Source organism: Rhizobacter sp. P2_D12 (assembly GCF_056404395.1).
Map to the genome: position 1 here is coordinate 1 of NZ_JBFUEB010000116.1, position 18,517 is coordinate 18,517.

Genomic DNA, 18,517 nt, shown 5'->3' on the forward strand with positions numbered 1-18,517 from the left:
ACTCTGGGGCGCGCCAATCAGGATGGAGCGCCGGAGCTGGCTGGTTTCAAGGCCCGCGTGCGCCAGCACGCTTCGTGGACTGACTTGTCGCCGACTGTTTGACCACAGCGAGCGAAGCGAGCGGCGGGAGTTTCGGCGACGGGCCTTGAAAGCAGACAGCGCAGGGGAGTCCTCGCCCCCAAAGGGCGAGGATCGCTCCATCCGGCGCGCCCCAGAGTCCCCGCCCGCGCCTTTGCCCGCGCCGGCGCAGCCCTCACCGCCAGCGCTTCACGCCGCTCAGGCTCGTCAGGTAGATCCAGGTGCGCCAGGCGATGAAGGCCGGTGCCCACAGGATGTCGAGGAAGGTCTTCGCCGGCACGCCCGCCAGCAGGTTGCCGGCGATGAAGTACAGCAGGTAGGCCGGCAGCAGCGCGGCCGCCAGCACGAACTGCCATGATGCGAGCCCGCAGACCGCCCCGGCCGCGACGATGGCGACGAACAGCAGGCTCAGCTGCACTGCATGCGACGGCAGCAGGAAATCGACCATCAGGTTCAGCGCCGTCGTGTCGCCGCTGGACCTGAAGCGCGCCCACAGCGCCTTCACGCTGCGCCCGACGATCGCCGAGCGGCCGCCGGCCCAGCGCCGGCGCTGCGCCGCCGCTTCCTTGGCGGTCTCCGGGATCACGCTCGACGCGCGCGCATGCTCCAGCCAGTGCACGCGCCGGCCGCTGCACACCAGCCGCACCAGCATCTCCTGGTCCTCGACCATCGTGTCCGAATGCCAGGGCATCTGCTGCAGCACGTCGCGGCGGAACACCATGCCGTGCCCGCGCAGGTTGCAGCTCCAGCCGGCCTGGCTGCGCGCCAGTTCCTCGAGCCGGTTCTCGACCACCGCGTTCATGTAGTTCAGCCGAGAAAACAGTGTCGCCTGCCAGTTGTGCACGCCGACGCGCCCCTGCAGCACCGGGTGGCCGGCGTGCAGGCCGGCCGCCGCCTGCTGGAAGAACTGCGCGTCGACCAGGTTGTCGGCGTCGAAGAAGGCCACCGCGTCCAGCGCATTGCCATGCCGCGCTTCCAGCGTCGCGATGCCCTCGGCCAGGCCGGCGGTCTTGCCGCGCGCACCCGATTGCCGATCGATGCAGTCGAAGCCGGCGGCGCGGATCTCGGCCACCGTCGCATCGGTGCAATGGTCGGCGACGAACAGGATCGCCAGCTGCTCGCGCGGGTAGTCGACGCGCGCCAGCGACGCGAACAGCGGCGCGAGCACGCCTTCCTCGTTGTGTGCCGGCACCAGCACGCCGAAGCGCTTGTCGTGCCGTGGCGCCAGCGGCGCCGGGGCGCGCACGCCCCACAGCGCGCGGATCGCCTGGTAGAAGAAGATGGCCGCCACCCCCAGCACCAGCGCGCTCGCCGCCAGCGCCGCCACCCACCACAGCGCGTGCGTCATGCGGCGCTCCGCGCGGCCGTCGCGGGCGAACCGGGCCGCTGCAGGCCGGCTTCGTAGATCTCGACCATGCGCTTCATCCGCGCATCGAACAGGAACCCGTCGCGCACCTTGCCGATGGCCGAGCGGCCCATCGTCGCGCGCCGCGTCTCGTCCGACAGCAGGCCGGACAGCGCCTCGGTGAACAGGTCGAGGTCGCCCGGCGGCACCAGCAGCCCGTCGACGCCCTGCGTGATCACCTCGGGGATGCCGCCCACCGCCATCGCGACGCCGGGCACGCCGTGCAGCATGGCCTCGAGCAGCACGTTCGGCAGGCCCTCGCGCAGCGAGGCCATCGCGAGGATGTCCAGTGCCGGGTAGATCGCCGGCAGGTCGTCGCGGTGGCCGAGCAGCAGCACGGTGTCGCCCAGGCCCTGCTGCGCCACCTGCGCCTCGATGTCGGCGCGCTGCGCGCCTTCGCCGGCGATCAGGAAGCGCGCGTCCGGGAACTTCGGTGCCAGCCGCGCCGCGGCGTCGACGAACAGCCGGTGGCCCTTCTCGATGCCCAGCCGGCCGATGATCGCCACCACCTGCGCGTCCTCGCGCAGGCCCAGCGCGGCCCGCGCCTGGCGGCGCGCATCGCCGGCCAGCGCCTGGTACGAGCTGCGGATCGCGTTGTGCACCACCGTCAGCTTGCGCGCCGGCACGCCGGCCGCGCGGGCCAGCCTGCGGTAGCTCTCGGAGACGCAGATCACCTGGTCGAAGAAGCGCCACAGGAAGGCCTGCAGCCGCTCGTACAGGCGCACCTTCGCGTTCTCGGACGTCCAGCCGTGCGCGGTGGTCAGCGCCGTCACCTTGGCGCGGCGCGCCGCCAGCAGCGTGTACAGGTCGGCCTTGTAGCCGTGGCTGTGCGCCACGGTGCCGGGCTGGGCCGCGAGCTTCGCGGCCAGCGCCTTGATCGCGCCGAGGTCGAGCTTGCCGGACGACTGCAGGCATTCGTAGTCGATGCCGGCCTCGCGCACCTTGCGCGAGATCGGCGTGTCGTCGGTGTTCCAGATGTTGACGATGCGGGCGTGCCAGTCGCCGCCGCGCAGCGCCAGGCATTCGTTGATCACGGTCTTCTCGGGGCCGAACACGTCTTCGGCGCTGATGATGTGGATGAGGGTCTTCTTCACACGGTCTCCAACACGCCGAAGCGCAGTCCGGCTGCGCGGGCGTTGTCCAGCAATCGGGGCAGGGCCTGCGCGGTGACAGGCGTGTCGTCATGGAACAGCAGGATGTCGCCGCCCGACAGCGCCTGCGGCGTGACGCGCGCCTCCAGCTCGGCGGGCAGCTGCACGAACGAGTCGCGCGACTCGAACGACCACATCACGATCTTCACGCCGTTCAGCCAGCACCACAGGATGCGCAGCACCGACAGCTCGCCGTAGGCCGGCCGGTAGCTGCGCAGGCGCACGCCGAAGCGCGCGGCCACGTCGCGCATGCGGCGCAGGTCGTCGAGCTGCTCGCGCCAGCTCATGTCGGTGCAGTGGCGGTGCGTGAAGCCGTGCAGCGCGATGGCATGGCCGCGGTCGCGCACCTGCGCCACCAGCGCCGGGTGGCGCTCCATCTCCTGGCCGATCATGAAGAAGGTGGCTTTCACGCCGCCGCCGTCCAGTGCGTCCAGCACCTGCGGCGTCACCACCGGGTGCGGGCCGTCGTCGAAGCTCAGGTACAGGCGCGCTGCGTCGCCGCGGTAGCGCAGCACCGGGCTCAGCAGCCTGCGCAGCAGGGCCTTGATCATTGCAGGGCCCCCGCATACAGCTGCAGGTAGCGCTGCGCCGCGCTCTCGAGCGAGAAGGCCTCGCGCTGGCGCTGCGCCGCGGCGCGGCCGAGCGCGGCGCGGCGGCTCGCGTCCTGCAGCAGCGACAGCATCGCGGCGGCGAAGGCCTGCTCGTCGTCGTCGGGCACGAGCAGGCCGCTCTCGCCCTGCTGCACGGTCTCGGGGATGCCGCCGACCTGGGTGCCGACGACCGGCAGGCCGGCGCGCATCGCCTCGAGGATCGCGATCGACACGCCCTCGTAGCGCGACGACATCAGGAACACGTCGGCCGCGGCCAGCAGCTCGGCGATGTCGTTGCGGAAGCCGAGGAACTCGACGCGCGGCGCGACGCCCAGCTGCTGCGCCAGCGCCTGCAGCGCGTCGCGGTCCGGGCCGTCGCCGACCAGCTGCAGGCGAGCATCGGGCCGCTCGGCCGCGACGCGCGCGAAGGCGCGGATCATCATGGCGTGGTTCTTCACGGCGGCCATGCGGCCGACGGTGATGAAGGTGCTGCCGCGGCGCTCGCCCTGCAGCGAGACGCGCTCGTCGATGCCGTTGTGCACCGTCTCGACGCGGCGCGCGTCGATGCCGATGCCGTCGACCACGTAGCTCTGGATCGAATGCGAGACGGTGACGATGCGCTGGTGCCAGCGCGCCGCGAAGCGTTCCAGCCGGTGACGCACGGCGAGCTTCAGGCGCGGCAGCCAGCTGTTGCCGTAGACCTGGTAGTTGCCGTGCACCGTGTGCACCAGCGGCACGCCGGCCAGCCGGGCGGCGAGAGCCGATTCGAGGTAGACGCCCCACAGGTGCGAGTGCATCACGTCGAAGCCCTGCTCGCGCACCAGCCTGGCCAGGCGCCATGGCACGGTCAGGTCGTTGCCCTCGGCCTTGCCGAGCGAGAACACCTGCACGCCGTCGCCCAGGCGCTGGGCCAGCTCGCCGCTGTGCTTGACGCAGCAGACGGCGGGCTGGCAGCGGCCCTTGGTGGCGGACACCAGGTCGACGACGACCTTCTCGGCGCCGCCGAAGTCCAGCGTTTCGATGACGTGAAGCACTCTCATTGGAGCCCCCCAGTCGCTTCGCTCCTGCCCCCGAGGGGGTGAGTGCCGCGGCTCCAAGTCCGCCTGCGCGGACTTGGACGGCACGAACGCCTGACGCCTGCGGCGGCAGGCGCTACGCCTGGGCCCGGCGGAGCCGGATCCCGGCGCGTTGCTTGAGGGGTCGCTCGCTGCGCTTGCTCTGGCGTCGTGTGGCGCGATCCCGGATTGGCATCCGGGCTACCCAATCCCCGTAGCCCGGATGCCAATCCGGGATCTGCGCACAAAGACGCTGGCCCGCCCGCGCCTTTGCTCGCGCAGAAAATCGACGAGAACGAGCCGCTCATGCCACAGCCTCTTCCCGCAACGCAGAAGACTTCACCGGCTCGTTCATGCACAGCCGCTGGATCTGCTGGTACATCTCCCACGCGCTCACATAGTGCAGCGAATACCCCGGCCGATCCCGGAAGCGCCTCTCCAGCTCGGTCCACATCCTGTCCATCCCGCCGTCCAGCAACGCCCCGGCCGTGCGTTCCTCGGCCCCGTGCGTGTGCACCTTGATGAAGAGGTGGTTGTCCGCCCCCTCGACCGCGATGCCGGCACGTTCCCACAGCGCCACGCGTGCCGCCGTCGGCAGCGCATCGGCCGAGATCTCGCTCGATTCGATGCGCGGCATCACGCCGGCCTTGCGGTCGCTCCAGTTCAGCGCCAGCGGCCCCTGCACCATCAGCAGCTCCTTGCCCTGCAGCCAGTCGCCCACCCGCGCATCGCGGCCATGGTCGTGCGACTTGCAGCAGCCTTCCTTGCCGTGCGCGAAGTAGATCGAGTTGATCTTGCCGGTCTGCGTGTCGCTCGGTGCCGACGGCAAGGTCATGTCCATGCGGCAACCGGTCTCCACCAGCACGTCGAGTTCGTTGCTGACGCCGCACCAGCGGCCGTCCGGGCGCGAGTTGTCCAGCGCCCAGTTGCCGTGGATGAAGGCATACAGCACCTGGCCGGTGACCGGGTCGCGGCGCAGCAGCCCGTGCCGCTCGTGCAGCAGCTTCGTGAAGCCGGTCAGCGTCTTGCGCAGGTTGTCGGCCGTGTCGTTGTCGTGGTGCAGGTGCACCTCGACGTCGCCGAAGCCGCGCTTGCACAGGTCGGCCAGCTGGTCGAGGATGACCTCGTCGTACTCCTCTTCCGGGTAGAAGAACGAATGCTGCGGATGACGCCCGTTGCTGTCGGTGTGGGCCGACGCGATCAGCGGGTAGCGGTCCATCCAGCGCTGCACGCGCGCGCGCGCCGTCGCGAGGTCGGGCTTGTGCCAGAACGGCTCGTAGTGGTCGGCGAAGCAGAAGTGCACGTGCGTGTGCGCCGCGCGGCGCCCGCGCAGGCGGCGCGGCCACTGCTTCAGGTAGCTCGCGATCCACAGGTCCATGTTGCGCGAGCGCAGCACGCGCCAGCCGACGGACGCGCCGCCGGCGACGAGGGCAAGGATGAACAGCGCCGCGATCATCGCTGCGCCTTTCGCCAGCTCGTGCCCTGCTTGCCGGTCACGAAGCGCACGAAGCCGAGCAGCGCCGCCAGGTTCATCGTGCAGAAGTAGAACGGCACGTACAGCGCGGTCGGCAGCGGCCCGCGGCGCAGCCGCAGCCAGCCGGTCCACGCGGTGCCATAGAACAGCAGCTGCAGCGCCACCAGCACCTGGTAGGCCGGCTCGCCGGTCGCGGCCAGCCACAGCGAGCCGAGCGCGATCGCCACGAGGAACAGCGGCACCAGGTAGCGCAGCACCTTGTGCGACAGGTAGGCGAGCGCGAACCACGACCGCGGCGGCAGCAGCCGGCGCCACTGCTGCGCGATGGTCTGGAAGCCGCCGGCCACCATGCGCACCTTGACGAAGAAGTCGTCCTCGATGCGGATCGACGCGTACTCGGTGGAGCGCGCCGCCGGCTCGTACAGGATGCGCTTGCGCTGGTCGACGATGTCGAAGGTGATCTGCGCGTCGTCGTTGATGACGTCCTCGGCGATCGGCCGCCACAGCCCGCGCCGCATCGCGAAGATCTCGCCGTCGGCATTGGTGATCGAGCCGATCTGCCCCTCGGCCAGCTTGATCGCCGATTCGTAGCGCCAGTACAGGCCGTCGCCGACGCTGCTCTCGCGGTCGCCGGCCTCGCGGATCTGCTTGACGCCGCACACGCCGCCCACGGCCGGGTCGGCGAAGTGCTGCACCAGCGCCTTCAGCGCATCGCGGTTGAAGTCGTTGTTGGCATCCGAGAACACGACGATCTCGCCGGTGGCGGCCGCGACGCCGCGGTTCAGCGCCGCGGTCTTGCCGCGCCGCGGCGGCAGGTGCATCGAGATCGCGCCGCGGTCGGCGTAGCGCGCGACGATCTGCGGCGTGCTGTCGGTGGAACCGTCGGACACGACGATCAGCTCCACCGGGTGCGGGTAGTCCAGCTCCAGCGTGTTGAGGATCTTGCCCTCGATCACGCGCTCTTCGTTGTAGGCGGCGATCAGCAGCGTGACGCGCGGCCAGCCGGCGCTGCCGTCGGCATGGCGCGCCGCGGCGCCGTGGCCGCGCCAGCGCGCGATCAGCAGCACCAGCGCGGGGTAGATCGCGTAGTGGTACAGCACCGCGGCAATGCTCAGCAGGACGATCAGTTTCATGGGGTGGGGGTTCAAGCCAGGGGGCGTGCCGCGGCACGTGGCGCTGCAACGACGGGAAGGGCGCTCGCAAGCGCCGCCGGGGCCGGGGCCCGCAGCAGCACGCCGATGCAGTCCTCGATGAGCGCGTTCAGCTCGGCGCTCGCATGGCTCGACCACTGGCCGTGCCAGCGGCAGCCGATGTGGTGCACCACCACCAGCACGCGCAGCACCGGCACCAGGCGCTCGGGCAGCCGCGTCGCGCGCCAGTACTCGGCCTCGACGGCCAGTTCCTCGGCGCTGATGCGGCCGGTCAGCAGCGCGCGCGCCGCCTGCAGCCAGCTCTCGCCGGCCAGCATGCGGTTGTAGGTGAGCAGGTAGGCCATGTCGATGTAGGGCAGCCCGCAGAGCATCGCATGCTCCCAGTCGATCACGCCGGTGATCTCGAAGGTCTGCGGGTCGTACATCACGTTCTCGATCTTGAAGTCGCCGTGGCTGCAGACGTCGAGCCACACGTGGCCCAGCACGTGCTCGCGCATGCGCGCCTCGAGCCGGCGCAGCGGCCCCTCGGCCTGCGGGTTGCGCAGCACCGCCGAATCGAAGATGGGCTGCAGGCAGCCGTCCCAGGCCTCGTCGTCCATCACGCGCTTGACGCAGGTGACCTCGTGCAGCGCCAGCAGGAAGCGCTGCGCGGTGCGCGTCACGCGGTCCAGCCCCGGCACCACCGCATCGGCCGTCACGCCGCGCATGTGCTGCAGCACGAAGCAGTCGTTGCCGTCGAGCTTGAAGCGGTCGAGCACGCGCGGCAGCAGCGCGCCCAGGTGGGCCGGCAGCTGCGCATGCAGGCGGCGCAGGCTGTCGGCCTCCTGCACGCGGCGCGCGACCGCCAGTGGGTCGCGGGTGATGACGACGACGCGCGGCGTCTCGCGCTCGGTGTCGGGCCTGAAGGTCGCGATCACCTTGCCGCTCAGCAGCACCAGGTACTGCACCCAGTGGAACTCGGCGCCGCCGGATTGCAGCGTCAGTGCCACCGCGTCGATCAGCCCGGGCTGCGGCTCGCCGATCCAGCCGACCGCCGCCAGCGCCGGCGCGAACCAGCGCGCCGCGCGCGGGCCCCACAGCCATTGCTTGATGCGTTCGCGCGTCAGCCCCTGGTTCTTGGTGGCGAGGTAGCCGGTGGGCGCGATGGCCTCGGTCATGCCGGCGTATTCGTTGAGCAGCAGCGGGTGCACGCGCGGCGTGCGCACGCCCAGCCGGCGCAGCTGCGACGACAGCGAATACCACGGCCAGGCGCGTGCGCCGCGGAAGCCGCGGGCAAGGCGGTCGCGGCTCAGCCCGAAGCGGTTCGGCGTGGCCAGCAGCACGAAGGCGCCTTCGCGCAGCAGCGGGCGCGCCTGCTGCAGCAGCGCGGGCAGCCCACCGCGCACGCGGGCCAGCGCGCGGCCGCTCAGGTCGCTGACGACGAGGCCGTCGAACACCTGCGGCGCGGCGTGCGCCAGGTCCTGCAGCGCGACCACCTCGACGTGGTGCCAGCCCTGCGCGCGCACGCGGTGCGACAGCTCGTCGGCGGCGCGGCCGTCGGCCGCCAGCACGCGCAGCCGCGCGCAGCGCTGCGCCAGCGCGGTGACGGCGGGGCCGCCGTCGTCCAGGCAGACCAGCGCGCGGCCGCCCAGCGGCCCGAGCAGCATCTCCCAGCCCTCCTGCCAGGGCGGGGCGTTGTGCAGTTCGGCCGGTTGCGAGATCACCGACGTGGGCACGGGGTCGGTCATCAGACGAAGATTCCTGGGAAGGTCATGCGGGCCATGAACAAGGGGTGCGGGATGTAGCGTTCGACCGCGATGCGCTTGAGCGCGAAGCGGTCGGCGCTGGCGGGGTCGTTGACGCCGTCGATGTAGGCGAGCGCGGCGCGGTAGCCGCATTCCTTGGCGATCGCGACCACGCGCTCGTTGAAGGTGTAGGTCTTGCCGACCGGGTAGGCCAGCAGGTCGGGCGCCCGGCCGATCTCGCGGCGGATGGTCTCGCGCGATTGCGCCAGCTCGAAGCGCACCCGCTCCTCGGTCTGCATCGACAGCACCGGGTGCGTGACGGTGTGCGAGCCGAACTCGACGCCCAGGCCGGCCATCTCGCGCACCTGGTCCCAGTTCAAGGCCGAGGTGGGTGCCGACTCGGCCGGGGCGGCATGGCCGGCCAGCAGGCCCTCGAGCTCCTGCAGCGCCTCGTGGCGGCGTTCGTCGGCCATGCGCTTGAGGACCGACAGCAACCGGTTCGAGGCGGCGCGGCGCGAGGCCACGTCGTCCAGCGGCAGCGTGAGGTCGGCCAGCGCCAGCCGCAGCGCGCCGGCGGGGGCGCAGAACAGCAGCGTCGAGACGCGGTCGAACCAGAACGGCTGGCGGCTGCCGATGTACTGCGTCGACAGGAAGATGGTGGCCGGCACGCCCATCTCGCGCAGCAGCGGGAAGGCGTGCGTGTAGTTGTCGAGGTGGCCGTCGTCGAAGGTGACGGCGACGCTGCGCGGCGGCAGCGGCTGGCCGCGCTCGAGCACGTCCATCGCGTTCGACAGGCCGATCGGGTTCCAGTGCTCGCGCAGGAAGGCCAGCTGGCGCCGGAACTCGGCCACGCTCGCGCTGACCAGTTCGGGGTCGGCCGCGAAGCGCGATTCGTCGACCAGGTCCTGGATGCGGTGGTACGCGAGGATCGTCAACCCGTGCGGTCCGTGGCGCAGGCGCGCGCGCGTCACCCCGGCCATCTCCAGCCATCTCGCCAGCAAAACCTGCTTGCCAACCATGGTGCCCTCGCTCCGTTACTGCTAGTAGTACCCCATGATGAACACCTTGAAGGAGATGTAGTACGCGACCTGGAAGGCCACGATGTACATGAAGTCCTTGCGGGTGAATCCCACGGGTTGTGTGGTGAAGCGGCCGATGGCGGCCGTCATTCCCAACAGGAAATACATGATCTCGGTCTCGAGCGAGACGAACAGCGAACTGATGAGGTAGCCCGACAGGCTCATCATGACCGCCAGCAGCGCCTGCTTCTCGGTCGGATCGATCTCTTCGCGCAAGCGCACGATGATGTGCTTGAAGCCCATGTAGATGACGGCGATCCACAGGAACATGCCGGGGAAGCCGGTCTCGCCCATCGCCTCCAGCGCCGAGTTGTGCGCCACCAGCTTGCGGGTGTAGACCGCGAAGTTGCCCTTGCCGACGCCGAACAGCGGGCTGTCCTGCACCATCTGCAGGCCCATCGCCCACATCTCGACGCGGCCCTGGGCGGAGTTGTTCGAGTCCTTGGTCTGCGTGAGGTACGAGGGCGCGGCGGCGAGCGCGATGCCGCCGCAGGCGGCGGCGATGATCAGCTTGCCCAGGCTGATCTTGAAGCGCGAGACGATGAACATGCCCACCATCGCCGCGGTGGCCAGGATCCCGCCGCGCGAGCCGGTGTAGAACGCCGCCAGCAGCAGCGGGAAGGTCAGCCCGACGGCCGCCACCACGCGCAGCCACAGGGCATATGGGCTCACCATGTACTGGAAGGCGAACGGCGCGGCGGCGGTGAACATCACGCAGAACACGCCGGGGCCGTCGAAGATGCCGATCCAGCGGATGCGCGACTTGAGCCCGATCGACGAGGCCGAGCCGTCGATCCACGCGTAGCTCTGCCCGGCCCAGCCGATGCCGTCGGGGCTGTTCATGTGCTGGATGCCTTCGATGGCGATCAGCAGCGCGAGCGCGATCAGTGCATAGCCGGTGCGCTTCAGGTCGGTGACGTTGCTGATGGTCGCGCACACGAGGCGGTAGACGAGGAACAGCTTCGCGTAGTAGACGAGGTAGAACTGGCCGATGTCGGTCAGCCCGGCGACCATCACGCTGAGGAAGATCCACACGTACATCAGCAGGAAGAAGTGGTCCTGCGTGCGGAAGCGGAACACCTCGCCGAGCCGCCCGCGCGAGGCCAGCACGATCACCCACATCGGGTAGACGATGTAGTCGACGCGCAGCCCGAGCAGCGGTGACCACCACAGCTGCGGCGCGACCAGCAGGCTGCCGAGGAACAGCCAGATCGGAAGGACCGCGAAGCTCATGCCGCCGCTCCTGCCGGCCGGCCGAAGCGCTGCAGCAGCCTGGTGCGCGCCAGCGCCAGCTCGGCCGGCTCGATCACGCGGGTCGCGACGATGCCGACCAGGAAGGCCGCCCCCAGCACGAAGCGCAGCGGCAGGCTCCACAGCAGCGGCAGCGCGTCGGCGAACTGGCCGGCGATGCCGATCGCCACCACCATCGCGAGCAGGGTCGCGAGCTTGCGCGCTTCGTAGCGCACCGGGAAGTAGCGCTGGCTGATGCGGTCGGTCAGCACCACCGAGACGACGGCGACGCCCAGCACCGTCAGGCAGGCGCCCAGGATGTCGAAGGCCCAGATGAGCGGCACGCCGAGCGCGAGCCCGGAAAAGCTGGTGCCGAGCGCGATGTAGAAGATCTGGTCCGACTTCTTCTGGTAGTAGATGCCGGTCTGCAGCGGGTAGACCAGCACCTGCAGCACCGCCGCGAGCACCAGCCACGGCAGGTAGCGCGCCGCGCTCCAGTAGGCGGGCGCGGCGATCAGGCGCAGCGCATCGCCGGCGAACAGCACGATGGCCAGGCCGATCGCCGACAGCACCACCGCCAGGTAGCGCACCAGGTGGGCCTGGATCAGGCCGGCGTCGTCGCGCTCCATGATGGTGAAGCGGAATGCGCCGTAGGCCCGGTTGATCGGCTCGCCGACCAGGTCGGACACCAGCTTGGAGAGCTTCAGCGCCAGCGCATAGATGCCGAGCGCTTCGAGCGAGACCAGCGATTGCAGCAGGAAGCGGTCGGCCGTGCCGCCGATGATGCCCACCAGCGTCGTCCACAGCAGCGGCACGCTGTAGCGCAGCACCGGCATCAGCTTGGCCCATTCGAAGCGCAACCCGCATTCGCGCAGCGTCACCCACGACAGCACGGCGAAGCCGAGCGCGACGGTCAGGAAGTTGCCGGCCATCATGCCCTCGACGCCGGCGTTGAAGTGCATCAGCGCGACCGAGTTGGCGATCACCTGCACCACCAGCTTCACGAACGACACGACGATGAAGAGCATCGAGCGCTCGACCGCGCGCACGTAGGCCAGGCTGACCTGCGACGCGAGCTCGAACACGATGGTCGCGAGCATCCAGTGGATCGCGCTGCCCAGCCGCTGGCCCTTGAACAGCCAGGCCGCCAGCGGGTCGGCGAACAGCGCGACGCCGAGCACGCCGGCGACCGAGATCACGAGCGACGCCATCAGGTTGGTGCTGATCACCGCACGGCGGTCGGCCGGCTCCTTGTAGTCGAAGTAGAAGCGCAGCGTCGCATGCGCGATGCCGACGCCGAGCACGCCCGACACCACCGTCGACAGCAGGTACAGCGTCTCGAGCGTGCCGTACTCGGCGGGCGACAGCAGCCGGGTGTAGATCGGCAGCAGCAGGAAGGCGCCGACGCGGTTCAGCGCATTCCCGATGGCATAGATGCCCGAGTGCTTGAAGAAGCGGCCGACTTCCTTGGAGGTGGAGGACATGGGAGCGGGGCGGTCAGGCCGGGACGGCCGGCGGGGCGAGGGGTGCCGCGGCGTGCGGCATCGGCACCTTCTTGCTCCAGCGGATGGCCGGCAGCTCGACGAGGCGGTAGAGGACCCACGCGGCGGCGACGCTTGCCGCGATGCCGGCGGCCACGTAGAGCAGGCCGAGCGGCAGCGAGGGGCGGTCGCCGAACAGCTTCTTGAGCACCGAGATCGTGCTCCAGCCGACGATCGGGTGCATCAGGTACAGGCTGTACGACAGCTTGCCGAGGAACTGGTGCACCGTGCCGCCGAGCCAGTCGCGGGCGGCCACCCAGCGGCGCGACAGCACCAGCACGACGGCGGCGAGGATGGGCGCGAAGTGCGGCAGCGACGGCGCGGCGCCGCAGACGACGAAGAGTTCGACCGCGACCAGCGCCCACCACCAGCGCCAGGCCAGGTCGCCGAACACGCACCAGCAGGTCAGCACGCCCAGGCCGAACATGTGCCAGTAGCGCACGAACAGGCCGTCGACCGGCAGCTTGATCTGGCCGACCGCGAGCACCAGCGACAGCGCGGTCAGCGCGGCGATGGCGAGGATGGGCCGGGTGCGCGGCCGGGCCGGGTCGTAGGCGGCGGTCAGCACCAGCACCAGCACCAGGTAGAACTGCAGCTCGATGCACAGCGTCCAGAACACCGCCGAGATGTCGCCGTAGCCGAGGATGTTCTGCAGGTAGAACAGGTGGGCGACGACCTGCGCGGCCGGAAACTGGCCGCGGCCGGCGAGCTCGGTGAACAGCAGCGCCGACAGCTTGGCCAGTGCGATGCACAGCACGATGGTGACCCAGTAGGGCGGGTCCAGCCGCACCGAGCGGCGCAGCGCGAACATCGCGACGTAGCGACCGGACAGCGGCGCGTTGCGCAGGCTCATCGAGATCACGAAGCCGCTGAGCACGAAGAACACGTTGACGCCGGTGGCGCCGAAGCTGCCGAGCAGCGCGTGCAGCCAATCGGGCGTGAAGGGACGCAGCAGCGTCTCGGTGTTGATGCACAGGTGGTAGAGCACCACCAGCATCGCGGCGACGCCGCGCAGGCCGTCGACCGTCACGTTGCGCGCGGGCTCGCCGGCACGGGCCGGTGCGGCAGCGGGAACGGACGGTGAATCGATGAGGGCCATGCTGGGTCGGTCGGGGTGGGGTCGTCGGGGCACAACACCTGCGACCAGGGCGAGGCATTGCACCATAGGGGTCCCCCGGAGAACACCACCCGAGCGAGGGGGCGACCCCCGTGCAGGGGGTGGTTCCGAGGGTGCGGCAGGGTGGCGCGAAGTGTGACTTTGTCCATAATCGGCCGATGCCCCTCCAAGCCGCCAGGCCCAGGCCCGCCCTCCGCCGCGAACCCGCGCGACGGGGCGCGTTGCTGCGGCTGGCGGGGGTGGTGGCGGTGGCGGCCTGGACGCTGCGGCCGGTGCGTGCCGCCGCGCYGGCCGCGGACCCCTTCGTCGCCTGGATGCAGATGCTGCACGACGACTGGGCGGTGCCGGCCTACGAGGCGCTGGACCGCAGCGCCACCGCGCTGGTGGCGGTGCTGGACGCGGCGATGACTGCCGGCGGCAATGTCGACGCGGCCCGGCTGAAGGACTGCCAGGCGCACTGGCTGGCCGCGATGCGCAGCTGGCGGCGCCTGGAGGCGCTGCAAATGGGGCCGACGCTGGCCCGGCGCAGCTCGAAGGAGATCGATTTCTGGCCGACCCGGCCGAAGGTGATCCAGCAGGCGGCGACGGTGACGGCGAATGCGCCGATGAGCGGCCAGCCGGCGATCGACGCGATGGACCGCTGGGGCACGGCGGTGAAGGGCCTGCCGGCGCTCGAATGGCTGCTGTTCGCCGCCGGGCCGGAGCCCACAGCGCCGGTCACGCGCGGCCCGGCGCTGTGCCGCTACGCGTTGCGCATCGCCACCTTGCTGATGAACGAGGTCAACGTGCTGCTGCAGGGCTGGCGGGCCGAGGCGGACAAGTGGCGCTCGGCCACGCCGCCCGACGTGCCGGCGGCGAAGAAGCTGATCCTGAACCTGCTGGTCGGCAGCATCGAACTGCTGCGCGGCAAGAAGCTCGAGAAGGCGGCGCGTGCGCAGGCGCTGCAGGTGCCGGGGCAGCGCGACGCGCTGGAGAACTTCGACAGCATGCGCACCGGGCACACGCGCGAGTTCTTGCTGGCGCACGTGGATGGCGTCGGCCAGTTGCTGCTCGGGCAGACGCCGGGGCTGCCCTGGACGCAGGGCGGCCCGCGCTGGGGGCTGGACGACGTGCTGGCGCGGCAGGGGCTGCCGACCTCGCATGGCGAGGCGCTACGGCGCGCGGTGGCGGCGGTGCGGCAGTCGGTCGCCGCCTTGCCCGCCAACGCATCGACCTGGACGCCGGCGCGTGTCGCGGTGCCGGTGAAGGCGCTGGTGGCGTTGCGCGCGGTGATCGACCCGCCGATCGCGTCGGCCTGGAAGGTGACGATCGAATTCACTGACGCCGATGGGGATTGAGCGAAGACGGGTTGACAGGTGCCGGTCCGGCTCCAATACTGAACCTTCTGGTTGAGAAACCGCCCTGACAGGAGACCCGCATGACGATCCTGACGACCCCGCGCCTTGAGAAGCGCACCGAGCAGCCCTGCATGTTCATCCGCAGCGAGGTGCGGATGGGCGAGATCGGGTCGACGTTGCCACCGCTGGTGCCGCAGGTGCTGGGCTGGCTGGCGTCGCACCGGCTGCAGCAGGCCGGGCCGGTGTTCTTCCGCTACAACGTGATCGACATGGCCGGGCTGATGGAGATCGACGTCGGCGCAGCGGTGAAGGAGACCGCGGCCGGCGACGGCCGGGTGCTCGCCGGCGTGATCCCCGCCGGCACTTACGTGACGATGCGCCACACCGGCCATCCCGACGAGCTGATGCCGGCCACCGCGTACCTGCTGGCCTGGGGGCAGCAGCACGGCATCGCGTGGCGCAAGCAGCCGCGCGGGCAGGCCGAGGTGTGGGATGCGCGCTTCGAGTTCTACATCGACGGGCCGGACACCGAACCCGACATGAGCAAGTGGCGCACCGACCTGTCGTTCCAGGCCGAGCCGCGCTGAGCTGAACTTCAGGCGGCCAGCAGCCGATCGAGCTTCGCCAGCGCGCCGGTCCAGCCGCGCTGGTGCCCATCGCGCGCCGCCGGGTCGAAGAACTGCTCTTGCAGGAACAGCATCTCGGTGCCGTCGCCGGCCGCTTCGAACTGCAGCGTCACCAGCGATTCGCGCTCGGGCGTGCTCTTCCAGGCCCAGGTGAAGACCAGCCGCCGGTGCGGCTCGACCTCGCGGTACACGCCGCTCACGTCGTGCACCTCGCTGCCTTCCGGGCGCGCGCGAAAGCGCAGGTGGTAGCGCCCGCCGACGCGCAGGTCGATTTCGGCCAGCAGCACGATGCCGTCCTCGTCCGGCCCGAACCAGCGCTTCAGCGCTTGCGGGTCGGTCCAGGCGCGCCAGACTTTTTCCGGGGCGGCTTCGTAGCGGCGGCTGAGCCGGAGCGAGGGGCGTTCGTCGGTGCGGGCCATGGGTGCACTTCCTCCTCGTGGTACAGGTAGCGGCCGAGCGCGTCCAGGCGCTTCGACCAGAAGGCTTCGTAGCGCGCCATCCAGTCGGCCGCGGCCTGCATCGGCTCGGCGGACAAGACCACGCGCACGACGCGTCCTTCCTTCGAGCGGGTGATCAGCCCGGCCGCCTCCAGCACCGCCAGGTGCTTCATGAAACCGGTCAGCGACATCGCATGCGGCTGGGCCAGTTCGGTGATGCTCAGGCCCAGGCTGTCGTCGCCCAGGCGCTCCAGCACCTGGCGCCGTGTGCCGTCGGCCAGCGCGGCGAACACGAGGTCGAGCGAGGGTGCCGGAAACTTAACCATGAAGTTGAGTTTTTGCGTTGCGGCATCCCTTGTCAAGTGCAGGCCCGCCGCGTGCAGGTTCATTCGCCGTCCTCCCATTCGATGGTCGCGCCGAGCGCGCAGAGGTTCTCGACGAACTGCGGGTGGGCGCGGCGGATCGGCGCGGCGTTGCGAATCACCGAGCGGCCGGGGATGGCGGCGGCCAGCATCAGCAGCGCGATCGCGACGCGGATGATGTACGGGCTCTCGACCGTGGCCGGCGACAGCGGCTTGCCGCCGAAGGTGACGATGCGGTGCGGGTCGGACTGGAAGGCGTGGGCGCCGAACTTGGACAGTTCCGAGGTCCAGCCGAGCGCGCCGTCGTAGACCTTGTTCCAGAACATCACGCTGCCCTGGGCGCGCGTGCCGAGCGCGATGAAGATCGGCAGCAGGTCCACCGGCAGGTAGGGCCACGGGGCGGCCTCGATCTTGGGCAGCAGGTTCTGCGTGAACGGTTCGGCCACGCGCAGCGGCCCGTCGACGACGGCGCGCGACCAGCCGTCCTCGTGGTGGACCTGCACGCCCAGCTTGGCGAAGCAGCGGTCGATCAGCGGGAACTGGTGCGGTGCCGAGTTGCGCACGCGCACGTCGCCGCCGGTGATCGCGCCGAGCGCGAGGAAGGTGACGATCTCGTGGAAGTCTTCGGCGAAGGTGTAGTCGGCGCCGCCCAGGCTGTCGACGCCGGTGATCGTCAGGCGCGAGGTGCCGGCGCCGTCGACCTGCGCGCCCAGCAGGCGCATGAACTCGCAGAACTCCTGCACGTGCGGCTCGGAGGCGGCGTTCATCAGCGTGGCGCGGCCGCTGGCGAGCGCGGCGCACAGCACGAAGTTCTCGGTGGTGGTGACCGAGGCGTAGTCGAGCCAGTGGTCGGATGCGCGCAGCGGGCCGTCGCAGCGCACGACCAGCGCGTCGGCGGTGCGCTCGACTTCGGCGCCGAAGCGCAGCAGCACCTCGACGTGCGGGTCGATCTCGCGCACGCCCAGCGTGCAGCCTTGCACGTCGCTCTCGATGCGGGCRCTGCCGAAGCGCGCGAGCAGCGGCGGCACCAGCATGATGGACGAGCGCATCGCCTGCGGCAGGCGGTGCACGGCGGCGTCGAAGCGGGTGTGGCGGTGGTGGATGTCGAGCAGGCCGGTCTTGAAGTCGACCTCGACCTGGCTGCCGAGCGAGCGGAAGACCTCGAGGATCTTGCGCACGTCGGTGATGTCGGGCACGCGGCGCAGGCGCACCGGCTGGCGCGTCAGCAGCGTGGCGCACAGGATGGGCAGCACCGCGTTCTTGTTGGCCGACGGGACGAGGCGGCCGGCGAGCGGCCGGCCGCCGTGGACGATGAGGTGGGACATGGACAGGCGCGAGGGGTTGGACACCCGGGCACTGTCTTTGGCGTCGTCGAACTGGCGATGAAGCCTGTGTGAAGTGGTGGGCCCGCGCCCGCCTTTGCCGAACCAGCGGCTTTGTGCGGAGATCCCGGATTGGCATCCGGGCTACGAACACTGGGTAGCCCGGATGCCAATCCGGGGACGCGTCACGACACTGCGGTCAGCCCTCGTAGCCTTCGACCGTCTTCTCGTCGCGGACGTGGGCAGTCGACGGATCCTCGCCGAACTCGCGCTTGGCACGCCGCTGCCGCAGAAGGTCCCAGCACTGGTCGAGCTGGTGCTCGATGTGGCGGATGCGCTCGGCGTTCTGGCCCGGCGCCGTCGCGCCGTCGCGCAACTGCTGCTCCTCGTCGACGAGGGCCGTGATGTGGTCGAGGATCGATTTGTCGCTCATGCCGTGTCTCCTGGGGCAGGGGAAGGCGCCAAGCCTACGCCCGAATCAGTACCCCACCGTATAGCGGTAGTTCTTGAAGCGCAGCACCGCCGACTTGAGCCGGATCTGCTCCAGGTGCAGGTTGGGCGCGACGATGTCGCCCTCGTGGAACAGCTGGCCGTTGACGATCAGCATGCGGTTGGCGCGGCTCTCGGAATAGGTGGCGCCGCTGATGGCCAGTGCCGGCAGCGCACGCCGCACGTCGTCCGGCAACTCGCTGACGGTGAAGACGCGCGAATCGTCTTCGGTGGCAACCGGTGCGCTGGCGCGTGCCGCCTCGCGCTTGACCGGCGGCGTCTTGCGCTGCGGCCGGGCGGGCGGGGCCTCGGCCGGCGCCTCGGCGCGCGGGGCGGGGGCCGGCGCCGG

At 70.5% G+C, this 18,517-nt stretch carries 18 protein-coding genes; 2 read left to right on the forward strand and 16 right to left on the reverse strand.

Features of this window, described 5'->3' with window-relative positions; translation table 11 throughout:
• Positions 1-253: 253 nt before the first annotated feature.
• From AC1DYN_RS27085 to AC1DYN_RS27135, 11 genes are all read right to left on the reverse strand, one after another.
• Positions 254-1,426, reverse strand: coding sequence for a glycosyltransferase family 2 protein (locus tag AC1DYN_RS27085; protein ID WP_477964903.1), 1,173 nt, complete (start codon positions 1,424-1,426; stop codon positions 254-256).
• Positions 1,423-2,577, reverse strand: a complete 1,155-nt coding sequence (locus tag AC1DYN_RS27090) for a glycosyltransferase (protein WP_477964905.1) — start codon at positions 2,575-2,577, stop codon at positions 1,423-1,425. The genes AC1DYN_RS27085 and AC1DYN_RS27090 overlap by 4 nt, the downstream gene beginning before the upstream one ends.
• A complete protein-coding gene (locus AC1DYN_RS27095; RefSeq protein ID WP_477964907.1) occupies positions 2,574-3,185 on the reverse strand; it encodes a polysaccharide deacetylase family protein in 612 nt (203 codons plus the stop codon). The genes AC1DYN_RS27090 and AC1DYN_RS27095 overlap by 4 nt, the downstream gene beginning before the upstream one ends.
• A complete protein-coding gene (locus AC1DYN_RS27100) occupies positions 3,182-4,264 on the reverse strand; it encodes a glycosyltransferase (RefSeq protein WP_477964909.1) in 1,083 nt (360 codons plus the stop codon). Before AC1DYN_RS27100 ends, AC1DYN_RS27095 begins: the two co-directional genes overlap by 4 nt.
• 319 nt (positions 4,265-4,583) lie before the next feature.
• The gene (locus AC1DYN_RS27105; protein WP_477964911.1) at positions 4,584-5,735 is read right to left on the reverse strand and encodes a hypothetical protein; all 1,152 of its coding nucleotides are present in this window, start codon (positions 5,733-5,735) and stop codon (positions 4,584-4,586) included.
• A complete protein-coding gene (locus AC1DYN_RS27110) occupies positions 5,732-6,886 on the reverse strand; it encodes a glycosyltransferase family 2 protein (protein WP_477964913.1) in 1,155 nt (384 codons plus the stop codon). The genes AC1DYN_RS27105 and AC1DYN_RS27110 overlap by 4 nt, the downstream gene beginning before the upstream one ends.
• Positions 6,887-6,897: 11 nt before the next feature.
• Positions 6,898-8,631, reverse strand: a complete 1,734-nt coding sequence (locus AC1DYN_RS27115; protein WP_477964915.1) for a phosphotransferase family protein — start codon at positions 8,629-8,631, stop codon at positions 6,898-6,900.
• Positions 8,631-9,647 carry a polysaccharide deacetylase family protein gene (locus AC1DYN_RS27120; RefSeq protein ID WP_477964917.1) on the reverse strand — a complete coding sequence of 339 codons (1,017 nt, stop codon included), beginning with the start codon at positions 9,645-9,647 and terminating at the stop codon, positions 8,631-8,633. Before AC1DYN_RS27120 ends, AC1DYN_RS27115 begins: the two co-directional genes overlap by 1 nt.
• Before the next feature lie 21 nt (positions 9,648-9,668).
• On the reverse strand, positions 9,669-10,940 hold the full coding sequence (locus tag AC1DYN_RS27125) for an O-antigen ligase family protein (RefSeq protein WP_477964919.1): 1,272 nt from the start codon (positions 10,938-10,940) through the stop codon (positions 9,669-9,671).
• Positions 10,937-12,421: a lipopolysaccharide biosynthesis protein gene (locus AC1DYN_RS27130; protein WP_477964921.1), complete on the reverse strand. Its 1,485-nt coding sequence runs from the start codon at positions 12,419-12,421 to the stop codon at positions 10,937-10,939. The genes AC1DYN_RS27125 and AC1DYN_RS27130 overlap by 4 nt, the downstream gene beginning before the upstream one ends.
• Positions 12,422-12,434: 13 nt before the next feature.
• The gene (locus AC1DYN_RS27135) at positions 12,435-13,577 is read right to left on the reverse strand and encodes an acyltransferase family protein (protein WP_477964923.1); all 1,143 of its coding nucleotides are present in this window, start codon (positions 13,575-13,577) and stop codon (positions 12,435-12,437) included.
• A 176-nt stretch (positions 13,578-13,753) separates the two neighbouring features.
• Between AC1DYN_RS27135 and AC1DYN_RS27140 the strand changes: the two genes are divergently transcribed.
• The gene (locus AC1DYN_RS27140; protein ID WP_477964925.1) at positions 13,754-14,932 is read left to right on the forward strand and encodes an imelysin family protein; all 1,179 of its coding nucleotides are present in this window, start codon (positions 13,754-13,756) and stop codon (positions 14,930-14,932) included.
• 80 nt (positions 14,933-15,012) lie between these two features.
• Entirely contained in the window at positions 15,013-15,519 is a 507-nt protein-coding gene (locus AC1DYN_RS27145; protein WP_477964927.1) for a GyrI-like domain-containing protein, read from the forward strand.
• Positions 15,520-15,527: 8 nt separating this feature from the next.
• On the opposite strand, the gene AC1DYN_RS27150 is transcribed toward AC1DYN_RS27145, so the two are convergent.
• From AC1DYN_RS27150 to AC1DYN_RS27170, 5 genes are all read right to left on the reverse strand, one after another.
• On the reverse strand, positions 15,528-15,977 hold the full coding sequence (locus AC1DYN_RS27150; protein ID WP_477964929.1) for an SRPBCC family protein: 450 nt from the start codon (positions 15,975-15,977) through the stop codon (positions 15,528-15,530).
• Positions 15,878-16,321 (reverse strand): ArsR/SmtB family transcription factor, encoded by a 444-nt coding sequence (locus AC1DYN_RS27155; RefSeq protein WP_477964931.1) that lies wholly within the window; start codon positions 16,319-16,321, stop codon positions 15,878-15,880. The genes AC1DYN_RS27150 and AC1DYN_RS27155 overlap by 100 nt, the downstream gene beginning before the upstream one ends.
• Before the next feature lie 59 nt (positions 16,322-16,380).
• Complete coding sequence (locus AC1DYN_RS27160) at positions 16,381-17,682, reverse strand: UDP-N-acetylglucosamine 1-carboxyvinyltransferase (RefSeq protein WP_477964933.1); 1,302 nt, start codon at positions 17,680-17,682, stop codon at positions 16,381-16,383.
• A 196-nt stretch (positions 17,683-17,878) separates the two neighbouring features.
• Positions 17,879-18,112 carry a DUF2630 family protein gene (locus AC1DYN_RS27165; RefSeq protein WP_477964935.1) on the reverse strand — a complete coding sequence of 78 codons (234 nt, stop codon included), beginning with the start codon at positions 18,110-18,112 and terminating at the stop codon, positions 17,879-17,881.
• A 45-nt stretch (positions 18,113-18,157) separates the two neighbouring features.
• Positions 18,158-18,517: general secretion pathway protein GspB (locus tag AC1DYN_RS27170; RefSeq protein WP_477964937.1), on the reverse strand; the 360-nt coding region annotated here is incomplete at its 5' end.

What these genes read in the sequence shown, in the direction of transcription:
- AC1DYN_RS27085 (WP_477964903.1), bottom strand. Translation starts at nt 1,426, where the DNA reads ATGACGCACGCGCTGTGGTGGGTGGCGGCGCTGGCGGCGAGCGCGCTG.
- AC1DYN_RS27095 (WP_477964907.1), bottom strand. Translation starts at nt 3,185, where the DNA reads ATGATCAAGGCCCTGCTGCGCAGGCTGCTGAGCCCGGTGCTGCGCTAC.
- AC1DYN_RS27100 (WP_477964909.1), bottom strand. Translation starts at nt 4,264, where the DNA reads ATGAGAGTGCTTCACGTCATCGAAACGCTGGACTTCGGCGGCGCCGAG.
- AC1DYN_RS27105 (WP_477964911.1), bottom strand. Translation starts at nt 5,735, where the DNA reads ATGATCGCGGCGCTGTTCATCCTTGCCCTCGTCGCCGGCGGCGCGTCC.
- AC1DYN_RS27110 (WP_477964913.1), bottom strand. Translation starts at nt 6,886, where the DNA reads ATGAAACTGATCGTCCTGCTGAGCATTGCCGCGGTGCTGTACCACTAC.
- AC1DYN_RS27115 (WP_477964915.1), bottom strand. Translation starts at nt 8,631, where the DNA reads ATGACCGACCCCGTGCCCACGTCGGTGATCTCGCAACCGGCCGAACTG.
- AC1DYN_RS27120 (WP_477964917.1), bottom strand. Translation starts at nt 9,647, where the DNA reads ATGGTTGGCAAGCAGGTTTTGCTGGCGAGATGGCTGGAGATGGCCGGG.
- AC1DYN_RS27125 (WP_477964919.1), bottom strand. Translation starts at nt 10,940, where the DNA reads ATGAGCTTCGCGGTCCTTCCGATCTGGCTGTTCCTCGGCAGCCTGCTG.
- AC1DYN_RS27130 (WP_477964921.1), bottom strand. Translation starts at nt 12,421, where the DNA reads ATGTCCTCCACCTCCAAGGAAGTCGGCCGCTTCTTCAAGCACTCGGGC.
- AC1DYN_RS27135 (WP_477964923.1), bottom strand. Translation starts at nt 13,577, where the DNA reads ATGGCCCTCATCGATTCACCGTCCGTTCCCGCTGCCGCACCGGCCCGT.
- AC1DYN_RS27145 (WP_477964927.1), top strand. Translation starts at nt 15,013, where the DNA reads ATGACGATCCTGACGACCCCGCGCCTTGAGAAGCGCACCGAGCAGCCC.
- AC1DYN_RS27150 (WP_477964929.1), bottom strand. Translation starts at nt 15,977, where the DNA reads ATGGCCCGCACCGACGAACGCCCCTCGCTCCGGCTCAGCCGCCGCTAC.
- AC1DYN_RS27155 (WP_477964931.1), bottom strand. Translation starts at nt 16,321, where the DNA reads ATGGTTAAGTTTCCGGCACCCTCGCTCGACCTCGTGTTCGCCGCGCTG.
- AC1DYN_RS27165 (WP_477964935.1), bottom strand. Translation starts at nt 18,112, where the DNA reads ATGAGCGACAAATCGATCCTCGACCACATCACGGCCCTCGTCGACGAG.